This is a genomic window from Acinetobacter sp. YH12086 (assembly GCF_013419345.1).
Taxonomy (GTDB): Bacteria; Pseudomonadota; Gammaproteobacteria; order Pseudomonadales; family Moraxellaceae; genus Acinetobacter; species Acinetobacter amyesii.
On record NZ_VPAF01000009.1, the window covers coordinates 98539 to 115517 of the forward strand.

Annotated in this window: 17 protein-coding genes; 8 read left to right on the top strand and 9 right to left on the bottom strand. The window is 42.1% G+C overall.

Going from position 1 to position 16979, the window contains the following annotated elements; all coding sequences use genetic code 11:
• Window positions 1–190: 190 nt before the first annotated feature.
• Genes FTU29_RS11390 through FTU29_RS11400 form a run of 3 tightly spaced genes read right to left on the bottom strand, consistent with a single transcriptional unit; the run spans window position 191 to window position 3108 of the window.
• Window positions 191–1645, bottom strand: coding sequence for an NAD(P)(+) transhydrogenase (Re/Si-specific) subunit beta (locus FTU29_RS11390; RefSeq protein ID WP_180121921.1), 1455 nt, complete (start codon window positions 1643–1645; stop codon window positions 191–193).
• Between the two features lie 3 nt (window positions 1646–1648).
• Window positions 1649–1969, bottom strand: a complete 321-nt coding sequence (locus FTU29_RS11395; RefSeq protein WP_078191287.1) for a proton-translocating transhydrogenase family protein — start codon at window positions 1967–1969, stop codon at window positions 1649–1651.
• Between the two features lie 11 nt (window positions 1970–1980).
• Window positions 1981–3108: a Re/Si-specific NAD(P)(+) transhydrogenase subunit alpha gene (locus FTU29_RS11400; protein WP_111885447.1), complete on the bottom strand. Its 1128-nt coding sequence runs from the start codon at window positions 3106–3108 to the stop codon at window positions 1981–1983.
• 939 nt (window positions 3109–4047) lie between these two features.
• On the opposite strand from FTU29_RS11400, the gene FTU29_RS11405 reads away from it, so the two are divergent.
• Together FTU29_RS11405 and FTU29_RS11410 are read left to right on the top strand one after the other, a co-directional pair.
• Window positions 4048–4965, top strand: a complete 918-nt coding sequence (locus FTU29_RS11405) for a DMT family transporter (RefSeq protein ID WP_180121923.1) — start codon at window positions 4048–4050, stop codon at window positions 4963–4965.
• Window positions 4966–5088: 123 nt separating this feature from the next.
• Window positions 5089–6285 carry an MFS transporter gene (locus FTU29_RS11410; protein WP_180121925.1) on the top strand — a complete coding sequence of 399 codons (1197 nt, stop codon included), beginning with the start codon at window positions 5089–5091 and terminating at the stop codon, window positions 6283–6285.
• Between the two features lie 54 nt (window positions 6286–6339).
• On the opposite strand, the gene FTU29_RS11415 is transcribed toward FTU29_RS11410, so the two are convergent.
• From FTU29_RS11415 to FTU29_RS11425, 3 genes are all read right to left on the bottom strand, one after another.
• Window positions 6340–6984, bottom strand: a complete 645-nt coding sequence (locus FTU29_RS11415; protein ID WP_180121927.1) for a HEPN domain-containing protein — start codon at window positions 6982–6984, stop codon at window positions 6340–6342.
• 97 nt (window positions 6985–7081) lie between these two features.
• The gene (locus FTU29_RS11420; protein WP_180121951.1) at window positions 7082–7492 is read right to left on the bottom strand and encodes a hypothetical protein; all 411 of its coding nucleotides are present in this window, start codon (window positions 7490–7492) and stop codon (window positions 7082–7084) included.
• Window positions 7493–7678: 186 nt separating this feature from the next.
• On the bottom strand, window positions 7679–9094 hold the full coding sequence (locus tag FTU29_RS11425; RefSeq protein ID WP_180121929.1) for a methylenetetrahydrofolate reductase C-terminal domain-containing protein: 1416 nt from the start codon (window positions 9092–9094) through the stop codon (window positions 7679–7681).
• A 284-nt stretch (window positions 9095–9378) separates the two neighbouring features.
• Here FTU29_RS11425 and dusA point away from each other — a divergent pair, with 284 nt between their 5' ends.
• Window positions 9379–10410 (top strand): tRNA dihydrouridine(20/20a) synthase DusA, encoded by a 1032-nt coding sequence (gene dusA / locus FTU29_RS11430; RefSeq protein WP_180024574.1) that lies wholly within the window; start codon window positions 9379–9381, stop codon window positions 10408–10410.
• A gap of 119 nt (window positions 10411–10529) precedes the next feature.
• Here the strand turns inward: dusA and FTU29_RS11435 are convergent, their stop codons facing one another.
• Both FTU29_RS11435 and coaBC read right to left on the bottom strand, forming a co-directional pair.
• Window positions 10530–11051, bottom strand: a complete 522-nt coding sequence (locus tag FTU29_RS11435) for an Asp-tRNA(Asn)/Glu-tRNA(Gln) amidotransferase subunit GatC (protein WP_078191306.1) — start codon at window positions 11049–11051, stop codon at window positions 10530–10532.
• Between the two features lie 389 nt (window positions 11052–11440).
• Window positions 11441–12712 carry a bifunctional phosphopantothenoylcysteine decarboxylase/phosphopantothenate--cysteine ligase CoaBC gene (gene coaBC / locus FTU29_RS11440; protein ID WP_180024576.1) on the bottom strand — a complete coding sequence of 424 codons (1272 nt, stop codon included), beginning with the start codon at window positions 12710–12712 and terminating at the stop codon, window positions 11441–11443.
• Window positions 12713–12824: 112 nt separating this feature from the next.
• On the opposite strand from coaBC, the gene radC reads away from it, so the two are divergent.
• Window positions 12825–13526, top strand: a complete 702-nt coding sequence (gene radC, locus FTU29_RS11445; protein ID WP_180121931.1) for a DNA repair protein RadC — start codon at window positions 12825–12827, stop codon at window positions 13524–13526.
• Window positions 13527–13601: 75 nt separating this feature from the next.
• On the top strand, window positions 13602–14513 hold the full coding sequence (locus tag FTU29_RS11450) for a bestrophin family protein (protein WP_078191309.1): 912 nt from the start codon (window positions 13602–13604) through the stop codon (window positions 14511–14513).
• A 97-nt stretch (window positions 14514–14610) separates the two neighbouring features.
• On the opposite strand, the gene FTU29_RS11455 is transcribed toward FTU29_RS11450, so the two are convergent.
• Complete coding sequence (locus tag FTU29_RS11455) at window positions 14611–15462, bottom strand: PHP domain-containing protein (RefSeq protein ID WP_180121933.1); 852 nt, start codon at window positions 15460–15462, stop codon at window positions 14611–14613.
• A 44-nt stretch (window positions 15463–15506) separates the two neighbouring features.
• Between FTU29_RS11455 and FTU29_RS11460 the strand changes: the two genes are divergently transcribed.
• From FTU29_RS11460 to FTU29_RS11470, 3 genes are read left to right on the top strand one after another with little or no spacing between them, the layout of a single operon-like run.
• On the top strand, window positions 15507–16118 hold the full coding sequence (locus FTU29_RS11460) for an inner membrane-spanning protein YciB (RefSeq protein WP_078191311.1): 612 nt from the start codon (window positions 15507–15509) through the stop codon (window positions 16116–16118).
• A 28-nt stretch (window positions 16119–16146) separates the two neighbouring features.
• A complete protein-coding gene (locus FTU29_RS11465; RefSeq protein WP_078191312.1) occupies window positions 16147–16449 on the top strand; it encodes a YciI family protein in 303 nt (100 codons plus the stop codon).
• Window positions 16450–16454: 5 nt separating this feature from the next.
• Window positions 16455–16970 (top strand): hypothetical protein, encoded by a 516-nt coding sequence (locus FTU29_RS11470; RefSeq protein WP_078191313.1) that lies wholly within the window; start codon window positions 16455–16457, stop codon window positions 16968–16970.
• Window positions 16971–16979 lie beyond the last annotated feature (9 nt).

Genomic DNA, 16979 nt, shown 5'->3' on the forward strand with positions numbered 1-16979 from the left:
ACCTTGGTTTCAAAACACGCATCAATTTGATTCAAGCACCTGATGCGCTAAATATTTGTGCACTTTTAGTGTGAAGCATTCATTAATCAAAAGCCAAGAAAATAAAAGCGAAGAAAACAAAAAACCACCCGAAGGTGGTTTAAATCTTCCTCAATCCCGCTTTATCACAGCGGGACTTTGGCAATATGGATTAATGACCACCGCCATTAATGGCTTTTGTCATATCTTCCACAACTTTCTTCGCATCACCGAAGATCATCATCGTTTTATCGTTATAGAACAAGTCATTATCTAGACCTGCGTAACCTGTAGCCATAGAGCGTTTGATCACCATAATGGTACGTGCTTTATGTGCTTCAAGGATTGGCATGCCGTAAATTGGAGAACTTGGATCGTCTTTTGCCGCTGGGTTCACAACGTCATTCGCACCAATCACCAGTACTACATCTGTTGCTGGGAAGTCTGAGTTGATCTCGTCCATTTCAAGAATGTCTTCATATGCAACGTCAGCTTCAGCTAAAAGTACGTTCATGTGGCCCGGCATACGACCTGCCACAGGGTGAATCGCAAAACGAACTTTTACACCTTGCTCTTTTAAGATTTCACACAATTCCTTCACGGCATTTTGTGCACGACCTTGCGCCATACCATAACCCGGTACGATCACCACGCTGTCCGCATTTGACATCAAGAAGCCAGCATCGTCTGCAGAACCTGAACGGTGATTACGCTGTGCTTTTTCACCATTATCTGTCGCCGCTACTGCTGTACCACCCATTGCACCACCAAACAAAACGTTGATGATTGAACGGTTCATGGCTTTACACATGATGTAAGACAGAATTGCACCCGATGAACCAACCAGTGAACCTGCAACAATCAGCATGTTGTTTTCAAGCGTGAAACCAATCCCTGCTGCAGCCCAGCCTGAGAATGAGTTCAGTAGCGATACCACCACTGGCATATCACCACCGCCTACAGGTGCAATCCATACCCAACCAAATGCAAGTGCAAGAACAGTCATTGCCCAGAATGCGTTCATGTTGCCTGTGGTAAAGAAGTAGATACCACACGCCAACATCGCAAGGAAAATTAAGGCTTGAACAGGTTTTACCCATCCACCTGAAATGGTTTTTGCCCATTTCTTCGCAGCCAATTTACCGTAAGCAAATACCGACGCTGTGAATGTAATCGCACCAACGAAACAGCCTACAAACAATTCAAATAAATGAACTTTGCTCATGTGGGCATGTTCTACACCCGCTGCTGTTAATACCGCTTCATTCTCCGCGAATGCCGCAGTCAATAGGTTGTTGTGTAGAATCGCAGCGATCGCAATCAGTACCGCAGCCAAACCGACCAATGAGTGCATCAGTGCCACAGTTTCAGGCATTTGCGTCATCGGAACTGTTTTTGCACGTGCAATACCAACGACTGCACCCAACACCATTGCACCCACAATCATCCAAATCACGGGATGATCTGCGACAAAGAATGTGGTGATTACAGCAATCGCCATTGCGATCATGCCGTAACGGTTACCCTGAATCGCAGTTTTTGGACCAGACAAACCGCGCAACGTTAAGATAAAAAGAACGGCACCAATCAAATAGAACCAATCCGCATATTCTTTAATGAATTCCATGGATTAACCCTCTTTTTTCTTTTGCTTAGGTTTGAACATTTCAAGCATACGTGCAGTCACTGCAAAGCCACCAAAAATGTTGATACTTGCAAGGAAAACGGCAATTGCACCTAAAATACTCACTACGTTAATGCTTTGGAACTGTACGCTTGCATCCACAATACCTGGGATACCAACGGTTTGAATCATCGCACCAACGATAATGATCGATGACAAAGCATTGGTTACAGCCATTAATGGTGTGTGTAGCGCAGGTGTTACCCCCCAAACCACGTAGTAACCAACAAAGATTGCCAAGACAAAAATAGTAATCGTTTCAACCATGATGATTCTCCTTAACCACGTTTCAGCAGCACTTGGCCGCCATGAGTGACAAGTAGTGCTTTTTGAATTTCTTCTTCAGGGTTAATTGCGAAGTTCTTTTCGCTATCAAACAGGGTTTCAATGAAATTCAAAACGTTACGTGCGTACAGTGCCGACGCTTCAGTCGAAACTGTTGAAGGAATATTTGGAATACCAAGAATTTTCACACCATTTGCAGTCACAACATTTTCGCCGCAGACAGAACCTTCAACGTTCCCGCCTGTTTCAACCGCCATATCTAAAATGATTGAGCCTGGTTTCATTTTGGCAACAGTTTCTGCTTTGATTAAACGTGGTGCGTCACGACCCGGCAATAATGCAGTCGTAATCACGATGTCAGCATTCGATACGGCTTTATCAACAATAATCGCTTGGTCGCGAATGTAGTCTTCACCCGGCATCCAGCCATAACCATTTTTCGCAGCATCAGCTGCTTTTTGTTGCTCTTCTGGTGACATTGGTACGTCTAACCATTTACCACCCAAAGATTCAACTTGGTCACGTGCTGTAGGACGTAAGTCAGTTGCTTCAACTACGGCACCTAAACGTTTCGCTGTTGCAATGGCTTGTAATCCTGCAACACCTACGCCCATGATCACAACACGTGCAGGTTTTACTGTACCTGCTGCTGTCATCAGCATTGGGAACATACGTTGATATTCAGCCGCAGCCAAAAGCACAGATTTATAACCTGAAAGGTTGGCTTGAGATGAAAGTACGTCCATGTTTTGCGCACGAGAAAGGGTTCGTGGCAAAAGTTCCAATGCAAATGCAGACACGTTTTGTGACGCAAATTGGTCAAGTTCGGTGTTGCGGTAAGGGTCAAACATCCCCACAACGGTGGTACCCGCTGTGAGTTTTTGAATTTCGTCACCTTTAGGCGCACGAACTTTCAAAATCATTTGACTACCGGTATAGGCATCATCCGTAATTTTGGCACCAACTTGTTCATAGGCACTATCGATGTAAGCAGCGTTTACCCCTGCTCCACGTTCAATAACGACGCTATGACCAGCGCTGATCAACTTCTTTACTGTTTCAGGCGTCGCAGCGACGCGATTTTCACCGACAACAGTTTCGGCTGGAATTCCGATCTGCATGAGCGTTCCTCAAGCTAATTTTTCTTAAGTAAACATCGCAATCCGCGATGTCTCCCCTCAGGATGTGTTTTTGTACAATTTTTGGATTCTAATTGAACTTTTTTAAAATACTACCCAATATTTATTTAATAAATACCCATATTTTGAACTCATGATTCATGAAAAGAATAGTGCGATATTTCATTTATTCAGTTTTATTTGTCGATTTATTACTCATTTTTATCCTATTTATAACTTTTTAATATTACTTAAGACCAAAAACATAAATAATTTCGCTGATTTTAGTGCTGATTGTTTCAGTGCGTTGATCATTGTGACATTTTCATTCGACAACTAATGACCTGAACGTGTCGTGAAAAATCGACTTAAGTCAGGTAAAGCCACTCTTTCATGCAGACTGCATCAGCTCGTTGACTCATTTGACAGTTTTGACGTGCTGACCTGCATTGAAAACTGACTTTTTTCTGCCACAGTCTCGTCAAATCGGTCAGCTTGAATATCCGATGGATTTTTGCGCACGTTTCGGGTTTATTGAGATCTTGCTCTCCCCACCTGATGCTTCGCCTTAACTTAGAATTGACGTTTTTAGCTAAAAAAATAATTTTTTGAATATTTAGCATCATGATATCGCTACTGACTTTCTATCCCAAAAAAACACTATTGCACCATTTATGTGCAATTTTCACCTTAAATGTTTCAGCCTGATATATTTGACCTCCCGAGTCATGTTGATATTAAAAAAGTCAAAACCAAATTGGTCATTTCTTCCGCTGTTTTTCATGTTTGATCTAGCAATCCCTTATGCATAAAGGAATAAGTACTATTCTTTTTTTGCATTTTTACTCACACGATGCATTTTTTATAATCAAAATGACAGTTCAAATTTATCGGAACAATGCTGTCGAATTCGTTCAGTCGTTATTAGGCACACCTTAACTTATGTCAAGAAACCTTAGTCCGCACTTCATCGGTGCAATTTTTGCGCTGATTGCTGCCTTCTTGTTTAGTACCAAAGCAATTTTTATTAAGCAAGCCTATGCACTTTCTCCTCTTGTCGATGCCACAGTCCTCATGGCTTTACGCATGATGAGTGCATTGCCGTTTTTCTTGGTCATTGCATGGCTGAGTCGACGTTCTTATCAAACGATTCAACGAAAAGATTGGGTGCTCTTACTCATTTCAGGATTAATCGGCTATTACTTTTCGAGCTGGCTCGACTTCCGTGGCTTGATGTATATCAGTGCTTCGCTTGAACGAATTATACTTTTCCTATATCCCACATTAACCGTGCTGGCTTCCGCTGTTTTATTCAAAAAGCCACTAAGTTTTAAAACCATTCTTGCCCTGATTTTAAGTTATGGCGGGACAGTTTTAGTGATGCTACAAGAACAAAATGCCACACCACATGATCAGTACTTTTGGCTCGGATGTAGTTTGGTTTTTGCCAGCGCCGTGCTATTTGCAATTTACTTATTGCTCACGCCTGGCCTCATGCAAAAGTTTGGTTCTTTACACTTTACCGGTCTAGCCCTGAGCATTGCCTGCGTTGGGACGATTATTCATTTTCTATTTGCAACATCGCAGCCCATTGCTTTGCTTCAACAACTCCCGAGTCATGTCTGGCTGTATGGTTTAGCGCTCGGACTATTGGTTACCGTACTTCCAACCATTTTGATGATGCAAAGTATCGTCCGACTTGGGGCTGCACAATCGGCTATGATTGCCTCTATCGGGCCCATTTTAACGATTTTACTGGCTGTCGCGTTGTTGAATGAACATTTAAACCTATGGCAATGGGTCGGTTGCGGTCTGAATATGCTGGGTGTCTTGATGATCAGTCTCAGTAAGAAATCCTAAACCCCTACTTGGATACTATTCACAGAGAAACACTTTAAGACCTGTTTGATTTTCCTTATAGTGACCACAACAGCGTGGCAGCAAATTCTTTGCATACGCTTCCGCCCAAAATCTGGAAAATTTATGAAAGCCTCGATCGACATTAGCCATGATAAAACTTTGTTGTGGCTTATGGCTGCTGCATGTGGTTTATGTGCGGGTGCCAATTATTATTGCCAACCTTTAGTCGCTTCTATCCAACAAAGCTTTCAAATTCCACAATCAGAGGTGGCGCTAACCGTCACCTTTGCGCAAATTTCTTATGCTTTGGGTCTACTGTTTATTGTGCCGATTGGCGATATTGTGAATAAAGCCAAATTTATTCCTCTGCTCATGCTTGGTGCAACTGTCGGTTTAGCCCTCTGTGCTTTTTCAACCAATCTATACATGCTTTGGGCAGGAACCATTATCACCGGGCTATTTTCAGTGGCTGCTCAGGTCCTCATCCCTTTGGTCACGGTTGCGATTCGACCTGAAAAAATTGGGGCAGTTGTTGGCTTTTTAATGAGTGGGTTATTGGTCGGCATTCTGTTATCGACCAGTCTCTCTGGCTTATTGTCCTATCTGTTTCATTGGAAATCGATTTACATCCTCAGTGCTCTCTTGATGTTGGTATTAGCCGTCTTACTTAAAAAGCGTCTGCCTGTGGTCAGCATCACACGGATGCCCTACAGCCAAGTTTTCCAATCCATGGGCGCATTACTCAAACATGAGCCACTGTTAATTTTCCGATCTCTGATTGGGGGCTGTGTCTTTGCTGCGATGAGTATGCTGTTTTCCACCATTGCCATGTTACTGACTGAGCCACCTTTTCATTTGGCAGATGTTTGGGTCGGTGTTGTAACGTTAGTTGGTGTGTTTGGTGCCCTATCAACACAATGGATTGGGCGTTGGGCGGATTTGGGTTTCAACCGAAAATTAACCTGGCTCGGTTGTAGCATCTTAGCCCTCAGTTGGGGACTGCTGTATATGGGTGGAAGCTCCCTCGCCTTTTATATTTTGGGCTATGGTCTAATCAACCTCGGTTTGGCAATGGTGCATAGCTGTAATCAAAATATTATTTTCCAACTCAACCCGATTGCACGATCTCGAATTAATTCAATTTACATGACTTTTTATTTTGTCGGTGGTGCATGTGGCTCAGCTTTGGGCGTATTTGCATGGCATCATGGCGGCTGGACCACCACCTGCATGACAGGGATTGCCTTAGTCATTGTTGCTGGATTTTTTGTCTTGATCGATCAACTCTATACTGCGCGTCAACTAAAATATCCACAATGAAATGTATGGATCATTACTCTAAAGCCACATTACTGTGGCTTTATGTTTTTGAAATTAACTGACCTGCACCACAGGATAAAAGGGTTTGCCTAAATTTAAGGTTTCTGCATTTTCCAAAAGAATCACCATAAACACCGGTAAGAGTGCCGACAGTATTGTGCAGCCATCTTGAAGCTGTTTCCGATTGACCGAACTTTTATAGGTCGCGCCGCCATGAACCATTTGATTGTGTAGCGTATACATGCGATTGAACAGCACCATTAAAATATCAACGGAATCTTTTTCTTTAAGCGCGCGTAGTACTTTCTGTTTTTCATGCGCCAAGCCCTCTTTGCATGCGTCATGGCTAATTTTTTGATTTTGATAATCCCAAAAACCCTGATAAACATAGAGATTATCCAAAAACAACCGTATCGGCTGACTAAAACGCTCCCATAAAATATTATTGATTTTATGCTCTGCATCCTTTTGGCAAATCACATATAAAAACTGCCTTAAGCTTTGCTTGTCCTGCGCAATCTGTAAGTCTTGCGCATATATTGCGTTGAAGGACACCCACAAACTGATAAATTGCAAATCGAGGTCATCTTGAAGATCAATCGACTTTTTCAGCCAACTTAAACCTCGATGAATGCGTAAATTAAATTGGTCGTTATGTTCCGACTTTTTACTTTTAAATATTTCTTCAAGTAGCATCATGCCTGCTAAATTCCAATGGATAATTCGTTTATTTTTCTACCATTTGAACTTAGCGCAATTGTTTACCGGCATGCAATCAAAATATCTCTGTATTCAACTATTTGGTTTCATCTTGTGTGAGATAGGTATAACGTTCTAACAGATCATTTTCATCAAAAATCAATTCATAGGACATTTTCTTTCCATTAAAAACGGATTCGGTAGGTGTTCCTAAAAGTTCCCATAACCCCACGGTCGCCACATCTGCAGCACCATGCCAAAATGCACGTCCGACTTTACTGGCAGTCGAATAACCTTGGGTAAAGGTATAAATTTCATAACGTTTGCCATTTTTATATTCAGAGGTGATTGGTGCGCCAAATTCAGCAATCACCAAGTTACGAGATAGCCCTTGTTGAATCATTTCGGTATTTTTCTTGTTTGGCTGCTTGCTTGCCATGACAACTGAACAGCCTGTTGTGCCTGACAATGTAAAAACTAAAGCTAATCCTAAGCAGGTTTGTTTCATCATGTGGTATTCCCCAAATTCTTCACATTTCTATTTTTAATTTTTGATTTTCATCTGCTGTTGATCTTAATTGTTTATTTCATCTTTTTCATTTTTTTATACGACTATTCGTCTGATTTTTAGAATGATTAGCGCCTGAAAGATTCACATTTATAAAGTTTCAGACTGAATAATGCTTTAAGTGAATTAATGTTCTGTTGGTGGCGATGTCGGTGGAACGAACCAGTTTTTCCAAGAACTACTGTGCCGAGTTTCAATTGCAACGGTAGGGATGAGCTCTTGCTTCAGCATTTTTTCTTGACCGACGGCTTTCGCCAACCGCGCTTTGACCGAGTGTATACACTCACGGTCTTCAAACTCACAGCGGTCAAGGTTGGAGCCACCACAGGGTCCATTGGCTAATCCTTTGGGACAGGTTTCAGGACAAATATATAAGGTTTCGCCTAAACGACATTGTCCACAACTTTCACAGCCTACAATGCCATGTTTACTAATAAATTCTGTTTTCAGCAAGGCCGCATCGGCTTTCGGTTTTTGCCATAATTTGGCCGAAAAAATATAAGATCCCGCCCCTTTGGCCAGTTTTGAACTAAAAAATAACTCATGCATGACATGCATACTTTTATATTTCAAAACCTGTTCAACTGGAGCCTTATGGTTATTTGCGCCCGTCGGTTGGAAGTTCACCTCAACACTAGAGCGCCAAAGCATTTTCCATTTTGCTAAACATTGTGCAAACGTTAATGTGGCAAATTGCAAAATTGCTTTTTGCAACTTCTCTTGTTCTTCTGCTTTATGGCAAGCCGATAAATGAACCCCTGCATAGCCCAAATGCTGACACATTAATATTTGTAAGGCACAGCGGTCATAGACATTTTGTTCAGCTTGTATGACATCAGTTTGCTGTTCTTGTTGCAAAAAATTTAATACATCTGCTGAAAGCACGATGCCTGCAACTTTTTGCTTGGCCATAAAACGGGCACGGGCAAATGTCAGCGGCATGACACAAGCCAATACAGGTATACGTGGATAATATTGCTGCATGTAGCGTTGGTAACTAATCAACACATCCATGTCAAAGCCCAACTGTGTAATCACATAGTCAGCGCCAGCTTGAATTTTTTTATTCAGTTTAAAATACTGCGCATCCTTTTCTGCTTCTGCATATTTAAAAGGATTAAATGCTACCCCTAAATAAAACCCGCCATAGTCTTTGGCTGCCATGACTTGATTGACAGACTCTAAATAACGGCTCCGTAGAGTCGGATCATTTGCCCCATCCTGATGCTGCTTGAGTTTATCACCACTGAGCAAAAGTAAATTCTCTACCCCGTGCTGCTGAGCATCTTTCAGAAAAGTTTGAAAATCTGAGATATCTCGACCTTTCCCCGAATAATGCAGAATTTTTTCAATGCTTTGAGGGTAGTCTTGCATTGCTTCTAAAGGAGCAATATCCGTGTCACTTTGTACTCGGTCAGCCAATGTCATGCACACAGGAAAGCCTGCAAATGTCGTTGGGACACAATGCGGTTTTTGCGTCGTTAGATATTCAAACGAGATACAAAACTGGCGTTGCAATAGATATTGGGAAAATAAAGACATAAAGGCAGGCAGTTAAATCTGCTGAGAAACCATACAATAAAGTTTATAAAATTATAGATTAATCACATAAAAATTTAAATTACTTAAGCAACACTTCCGACTCTTTCTAGCCTGACCTTGAATTCGTCACGCTAGCAAGACCATGTCCCAAACCACAATTTATGCTAATATTGCGCGCGTCTTGAAATGCGGTTTTTTTCATCGTATTTCGGACTGCTTTTGTAATTTTTTCACCATTTTCCATTTCGTTCTTCCATCTTGTTCTTTTAAGGCGTGTTTTTTTAATGACTGATCTCCAACCCATTGAAAATAAACTTCAACCACGAATTAGTGTTGCGCCAATGATGGATTGGACGACTCGTGACTATCGTTTCTTTGCACGTTTGTTTAACCCCAATGTGATTCTCTACACCGAGATGGTCACCACAGGTGCGATTTTATTTGGCGGTGCCAATCGTCATTTGGACTATAACAACGAAGAACACCCGATTGTGTTACAACTTGGCGGTTCAAATCCTAAAGATTTAGCGACCTGTACCAAGATGGCACAGGACTGGGGCTATGATGAAGTGAACCTCAATGTCGGCTGCCCAAGTGACCGCGTTCAGAACAATAAAATTGGCGCATGCTTGATGGCAGAGCCTGATTTGGTGGCAGAATGTATTACTGAAATGCGAAATGCTGTTGATATTCCAGTGACTGTGAAACACCGCATCGGGATTGATGACATGCAGTCTTATGAAGAAATGCTGCATTTTGTTGATACGGTTGCAAAGACTGGCTGTAACAATTTTATCGTGCATGCTCGTATTGCCCTGCTGCAAGGTTTGTCGCCAAAAGAAAACCGTGATGTGCCACCTTTACGTTATGAAGATGTTTATCGTCTGAAACAAGAACGTCCAAATTTATTGATCGAAATTAATGGCGGGGTGAAAACCTTTGCTGAAACACAGCAACATTTACAACATGTTGATGGCGTGATGATTGGCCGTGAGGCTTATCACAACCCGTACTTATTGGCTGAGATCGGTCAGCTTTGGGATCTCGAATTACCCAACCGTTTCGATATTATTGATCAGATGCTGCCATATATTGCTAAACGTATGGAAGAAGGTGCGCCGCTTTCTATCATTACCCGTCATATTTTAGGTTTATTCCAGAACCTGCCGGGTGCTCGAAAATGGCGTCAGGCTTTAAGTGGTGGCAATGCCAAAACCTTTGCCGATGTGGAAAATGCCATCCAAAATATTAAGGATGCAATGCAACGTACAGAAGACTATTTACGTGATCATCCTAAAGTCGTTTTAGAAGATTAATCTTCTAAAAGTAAAAGCCCACTACTTTGCGGGCTTTTTTATTTGTCAAGCTTCACAAATTACGTGTTTAGCAACATCGTCACAACTCAGCTAAATCATCTAAACAGTCACATCATTGCTCAATGACTATTGACCGTAATGTTCCCTTTGGGAAAAGGTTCATCATCATAGCCAGTCCATTGATAATCGGATGGATCTTCTTCCTCACGCAAACCCACATAGCTCTCAGGCGCCGATGTAACAGGCTCAACCTCCTCGGTTGGCTGTTCCAATTCCTCAACCAAATGATTCAACTCTTGATCTAACTGCGCCTGATATTTTGCGATTTCAGCTTCGTCAATGAAGGCAAATTGTTCTTCATCTATTTTCCATGCATAACCTTGCAAATCTTTGTAAATATCGACCAAAACAGTATAAGGCTGACCATCGTATTGCAACGTCGCCTGAGCCTTAAAACTTAATCCCTTACGTTCTAATACTTTTATATTTTGAATCCGTAAATGGTACTGCCGATAATCTGGATTCTGATCAAACTCGTGCTGCATCTGCTGCTCAATCTGCCGAGATAATTCATCTGTCGAGACAAAATAACTACAACCAGCCAAACTTAACAGTAAAAAAATGGTGAGCCATCGAAACATATTGCATCCCCCATGATGCATTTATTCTTGATGAAAAAGTCAGACCGATCACAAATTCCGATCCAAACATTCCTCATTGTTTGCTTCATAATAGCTAATAAAACACACAGTACAAGCCAAATTATCAAGATTTCTCAATTTTATATTTAATTTTGATATCAATCACTTAAATTGCATTTTTGATGTTTTAAAACACTGACAGCCTTGGTCTTTTGCTGACATATTTTTGTTGAAAATGACCATTTTGGTAGTGGTTTCCTAGCCTTCAAATTTTCAACATGAAACTGAACCCATCGTAATTTATCCAATATAGAGCCTTAAACAAAACATCATAAAAGCGCCATAAAAAATCCCCGAACATTGCGGGGATTTTGAGGAATCAACTGAAATTATTCATCGTCCGTTTCAGGCTCATGATGTAGCGCATCATGTATGGCTTCCACCAATTGCTGTGCAATTTCTTGTTTTGACGCTTTCTCTAAATCACGCTTTTCCATTTGATATTGATCTGCGAAGAACACGGTCATGGCGTTTTCATCAGAAGCAAAACCAATATCTTTACGTGAGACATCATTGCAAGCGATCATATCGAGTTTTTTCGCCACAAGTTTGCCTGCGGCATACTCCTCGACATTGCGTGTCTCGGCAGCAAATCCAACCATAAATGGACGTTTTGACTGCTGCGCAATTGTTGCAACGATATCTGGGTTTTTAATTAATGCTACATTGAGTTCATCACCAGCTTTTTTGATTTTATGCTCTGCAACTTCTGCCACGCGATAATCGGCAACAGCTGCTGTTGCGATAAAAATATCACAGCCTTCATCTAACATTTGCAGACTGGTCTCTAACATTTTAATTGCAGACTGCACATTAATCCGTCGTACACCATTTGGTGTATCTAAACTTACGGGTCCTGCGATCAGCGTTACTTTAGCCCCAGCCGCATAACAAGCCGCTGCCAGTGCGAACCCCATTTTACCTGTGCTATGGTTGGAAATATAACGTACAGGATCTATCGACTCACGTGTAGGACCAGCTGTAATCGCCACATGTTTGCCAGCAAGCATGCCAAATTTTTCAGCAATGGCTCGCTGTGCTTGATGAAAATAGGCCGCCACTTGATCTGCCAAATCTTCTGGCTCAGGCATGCGTCCTAAGCCCACATCTCCACATGCTTGAGAACCGGCATCGGGCATTATCACATGTACGCCATCTTCAACCAGTGTATTTAAATTACGCTGTGTCGCTTTGGCTGCCCACATTTGCTGATTCATTGCTGGGGCAACCCAGACGGGTGCTTTTGTAGCAAGATAAAGTGTCGAAAGAAGATCATCTGCTAAACCCGCCGCAAATTTTGCCAGCGTGTCGCAACTTGCAGGAGCAACCAACACCAAATCAGCCCAACGTGCCAATTCAATATGCCCCATGCCCGCTTCTGCTTCAGGATTGAGTAATTCGGTATGTACAGGGTTGCCTGAAAGCGCCTGAAACGTTAGCGGGGTCACAAAGGCTTGCGCACCTTGAGTCATCACCACGCGCACATCAAATCCGGCATCTTTTAACCGACGGACAAGAATGGCACTTTTATAGGCTGCGATACCACCAGTGACACCTAAAAGAATATTTTTTGTGGGCATTACACTTAAATCAAAGCTCACGAACAGGCTACCTATCTGTTGCAGTGGCGCTCACAATAGCATTAAATATGCACTGACCCAACAATCTGCTGTGAAAAAGCCGATTGACTGATAATAAAAAAGTCTAAGAATAATGAATAATTCAATTAAAAATTGGCCTGAACAAGAGCGCCCACGTGAGCGCCTGATTCAACAAGGCGCACAAAGTTTATCCGATGCTGAGCTACTGGCTATTTTCCTACGCTCTGGTTCCCAGCAGCACTCTGCTGTCGAACTCGCACGACTCCTGATCCAACATTTTGGTCAGTTGCAAGCGCTAATGAATGCGTCACTTGAGGATTTACGCCAGTTTCATGGCATTGGAAACAGTAAATATGCTCAGCTCATGGCGGTAAAAGAACTCGGAAAACGCTATGTGAGTCAGCATTTTCAAAATGAAGCCTTAGAATTGCAACATTCTGAACAATTACAAAATTTTCTTCGCTTTGAATTTTTATCGGAACGTCAAGAAGTCTTTGGCGTGCTTTGTCTAGATGCGCATTTAAGAAAAATAAACTTTAAAAAACTTTTTTATGGCAGCCTCAATACCTGTGAAATTTCCATCAATCAACTGCTGCGTTATGCCATTTCTGAACACGCCAGCAGTATCGTCATTGCACATAATCATCCTTTCGGTCGTGCAGAACCCTCTGCTGCCGATCTGGAATTGACTCGACTCATTCAGCAGGCTTGTCAGCTGGTAGAAATTCAACTGATCGATCATTGCATTATCTCCACAGAAGGGAGTTTTTCCTTTGCTGAACATGGCTTGCTCCAAGCACACTTATCTGCATGAAACAGTTATTGACAAGTGCTTGAGCAAACCCGAAGATCATCATAATTTTTTAAAACTAGAAATTATCATTCGAACATGATCGTCCGTGACCAACCGAGTATTTTTAAACTGCTATTTTCTTGGCGAGGAACGATTTTACCTAAGGTTTTACCGCCGCTCGGGATCGTTATGTTGCTGTCTGCCATTGTGGGCGGCTTATCCTATGTCGATATCTTTCATTTTACCGAATTTCCTTTGGTCGGCTTTACCCTAATTGGTGTCGTGCTGTCGATTTTCTTAGGCTTTAAAAACTCAGCCTGCTATGACCGTTGGTGGGAAGCTCGGCGTTTATGGGGCATTTTGATTGCCAATGCACGCCATTTTGACCGTGACTGCCGTTTACTCAGTCAAGGCCGTCGTGAACGTGTGATCCAACATGTGATTGTGTTTGCCAATGTTTTGCGTGACCGACTCCGCCATCAAACCGCCAACCCCACTGAACTAGTTGAAACCAGCGGCATGAGCGCGAATGCCATCACTCAGTTATACCAACAAGCCAATGCACCGCAGTACACATTGAGTTTGATTCAATGGGAGCTGATGCAGGCGCTCAAAGATGGTGAAATTTCAGATATTATTTATACCCAGATGAATCAGCATGTGATGGAACTCAGTACCGTACAAACCGGCTGTGACCGTATTGCCACTACGCCATTACCGTTTGCTTATTCGGTCTTGCTGAATCGAACCGTTTATTTTTTCTGTTTTGTCTTACCCTTTAGCTTGGGGTCTACTTTAGGTCTAGCGACTCCCCTTTTAGTGGGGATTTTGGCCTATACCTTTTTAGGCTTAGATGCGCTGAGTTCAGAGATTGAAGAGCCCTTTGGTACACAAAGTAATGACCTTCCATTGGACTCGATGGTGCGTACTATTGAAATTGAATTACTGGGGACTTTAGGAAAACCCACCCCACCACCGATTCAAGCCAAAGATCACAATTTACTGTAATTGATCAATGGGTCTAAACCCTCGCTTACATAGCTTTGTCGTACACTTTTTTGGTATATCGAAGATATGTAAGTGAGAGCAATCATCGCGCAAAGCTTTAAGCAAAGCTCTCCCAAATTCCAACTTGCCCCTCTTTCACTCGAGGGATGTTGCCAAGTTTAATCCATGGCATATTGTCACCATGAAAATCACTGCCAACAGAAACTTTCAAGTTAAAGGCAGCAATCATACGATCCACCATTTGACGAGTCGATAATGGCTCAATTGCCGGTGGTAATTCCACTGCATCACCGCCCGCTTCAGCAAAGATTTCAATCAAATAACGAATATTGGTCGCAGATAAATCATAACGCGTTGGATGCGCTAACACTGCAAAGCCACCACTGGCATGAATCACCTCAATGGTCTCAACAAGACTTGGACCTTCAAATTTTACAAAAGCTTTTTTGCCTTCTTTAATATATTTATCAAAAGCTTGTTGTGGACGTGAAACTACCCCCTTTTCCACCAAAGTTTTGGCAATATGGGTACGTGTTACCCGATCTGGAATCTGGTCGACCTTGGCAATCACATCGCTATAAATATCTTGACCAATTAACGGTATCAGTAAGTCACAAATCTGCCGAGCACGTTCCGCTCGAATACGCTTTTGATCCATCAATAAGGCTTGTATGGGCGCAGGATTTTGCATATTTAAAGCGACGATATGCACACCATAACTTTTTTTGGTCGCAGGTCTCGACCACTGGCTAGAAATCTCCACACCAGAGATTAATTGCAGCTTTAATTCATGCGCAACCTGCTCTGCAGCCAACAATCCGTCCATCGTATCGTGATCAGTCAAAGCCAGCGTATGAATTCCAATAGCACTTGCGGCCTGCACCAGAGCCTCTGGTGACAAAGTACCATCAGAAATATTACTGTGTGTATGTAAATCTACGCCTTGCATCTCTATACTATGTCATTTATTTGATCAGATTTAGATACTCTAACATGAAAGCACTTTTAGACTTTGTGCCACTCATTATTTTCTTTTATTTATATAAAACTGTAGATCCAAAAGATACGCAGCACCCATTATTACAATTGATTGGTTCTGCTGGGGGTGTCGATAACAATAACATTCTTGTGGCAACATCAGGTCTCATCATTTCCATGCTTGTGGTTTATGGTGCATTGTTTGTCATGCAAAAATTCCGTCTAGATAAACAACAATGGATTGTGTTGTTCATGACCGTGATATTTGGTGGTATTACCCTGATGCTAAGCGATGATTTTTATATTCGTTTAAAAGCCGTTTTACTGAACTTAGTTTTCGCAGGGGCGTTTTTACTTTCTCCACTATTTAGTAAAGATAAGAAACCACTCATCGAACGTTTATTTGGTCCAGTCTTAAATTTAACCGCTGTCGGTTGGAAACGATTGAACTATGCATGGGCTGCAATGTTCGTGGTGATGTCATGTTTACACACCTTTTTCGCTTATTTGTTTGCAGACGGAAAATATTGGGGTGAATTCACTGCTTTTGGTGACATGATCGTGATGTTTTCCTTTATCATTATTCAGTTTATTGTATTGCGTAAATACTTTAAGACCTCAGAATAATCCATTTGGTCAAAAATCAGGAAAAGTCATGCCATTATTCGTCGTAAGCTGTACAGATAATGAAGGTACAGTGGAAAAGCGCCTTGCGGTTCGTCCTCAACATCTTGAACGTCTACAAAAACTTGATGATGAAGGTCGTCTGATTGTTGCAGGTGCGATGCCTAAAGATCCGGCAAACCCGCAAGCTGGTTTTTATGGCAGTACGATCATTGTCGATTTTGATAGTCGTGAAGCCCTAGACCAATGGTTGGCAGATGAACCTTTCCTCAAAGAAGGGGTTTATGGCCAAATTGATGTCAAACCATTTAACAAAGCATTTCCTAAAGGATAAGGTTCATGCGCGTCGTTGTTTCTAGTTTACTGGGCTTATCTTTAATTTGTTCAACTGCATGGGCTGAAGAACCGGCTCCTGCACCTGCTGTAGCCCCTGCTGCTCAAGCAACGACTGCAACACCTCCTCCCAATCCTGTGCCGCATACCATTCCTGCCAATAAACCGGGCATCATTAAAGTGGCGGCAACCGTCAATCCCAATGGTCAACCTCAAGATGCGAATCCATTGACCATTGAACAATTGGCAAAAAATAAAGCGCTACAAGATGCCAAAGTCAAAGCAATGGTCAAAGACCAATCTGTACGCTTACAACAGTTAGAAAAAGCTAACCTTGAAGCCTTGGCGCAAAACCAAGAATTACAACTTAAAAATGATAGCTTGGGCGTACAAGTACAAGTGCTACAAAGTGAACGTAGTGCGCAGATGTTTTTATATGGTGGGACCACGCTTGGTGTTGGCGTGATTTTAGGTTTCTTATTGGCCAGTTACGTCTATACCAAACGTCGTCGTCAATGGTAATTCGTTTTT

Bases quoted from the DNA above. Each gene is read 5' to 3' on its own strand.
- FTU29_RS11390 (WP_180121921.1), bottom strand. From the start codon at position 1,645: ATGGAATTCATTAAAGAATATGCGGATTGGTTCTATTTGATTGGTGCC.
- FTU29_RS11395 (WP_078191287.1), bottom strand. From the start codon at position 1,969: ATGGTTGAAACGATTACTATTTTTGTCTTGGCAATCTTTGTTGGTTAC.
- FTU29_RS11400 (WP_111885447.1), bottom strand. From the start codon at position 3,108: ATGCAGATCGGAATTCCAGCCGAAACTGTTGTCGGTGAAAATCGCGTC.
- FTU29_RS11405 (WP_180121923.1), top strand. From the start codon at position 4,048: ATGTCAAGAAACCTTAGTCCGCACTTCATCGGTGCAATTTTTGCGCTG.
- FTU29_RS11410 (WP_180121925.1), top strand. From the start codon at position 5,089: ATGAAAGCCTCGATCGACATTAGCCATGATAAAACTTTGTTGTGGCTT.
- FTU29_RS11415 (WP_180121927.1), bottom strand. From the start codon at position 6,984: ATGATGCTACTTGAAGAAATATTTAAAAGTAAAAAGTCGGAACATAAC.
- FTU29_RS11420 (WP_180121951.1), bottom strand. From the start codon at position 7,492: ATGAAACAAACCTGCTTAGGATTAGCTTTAGTTTTTACATTGTCAGGC.
- FTU29_RS11425 (WP_180121929.1), bottom strand. From the start codon at position 9,094: ATGTCTTTATTTTCCCAATATCTATTGCAACGCCAGTTTTGTATCTCG.
- dusA (WP_180024574.1), top strand. From the start codon at position 9,379: ATGACTGATCTCCAACCCATTGAAAATAAACTTCAACCACGAATTAGT.
- FTU29_RS11435 (WP_078191306.1), bottom strand. From the start codon at position 11,051: ATGTTTCGATGGCTCACCATTTTTTTACTGTTAAGTTTGGCTGGTTGT.
- radC (WP_180121931.1), top strand. From the start codon at position 12,825: ATGAATAATTCAATTAAAAATTGGCCTGAACAAGAGCGCCCACGTGAG.
- FTU29_RS11450 (WP_078191309.1), top strand. From the start codon at position 13,602: ATGATCGTCCGTGACCAACCGAGTATTTTTAAACTGCTATTTTCTTGG.
- FTU29_RS11455 (WP_180121933.1), bottom strand. From the start codon at position 15,462: ATGCAAGGCGTAGATTTACATACACACAGTAATATTTCTGATGGTACT.
- FTU29_RS11460 (WP_078191311.1), top strand. From the start codon at position 15,507: ATGAAAGCACTTTTAGACTTTGTGCCACTCATTATTTTCTTTTATTTA.
- FTU29_RS11465 (WP_078191312.1), top strand. From the start codon at position 16,147: ATGCCATTATTCGTCGTAAGCTGTACAGATAATGAAGGTACAGTGGAA.
- FTU29_RS11470 (WP_078191313.1), top strand. From the start codon at position 16,455: ATGCGCGTCGTTGTTTCTAGTTTACTGGGCTTATCTTTAATTTGTTCA.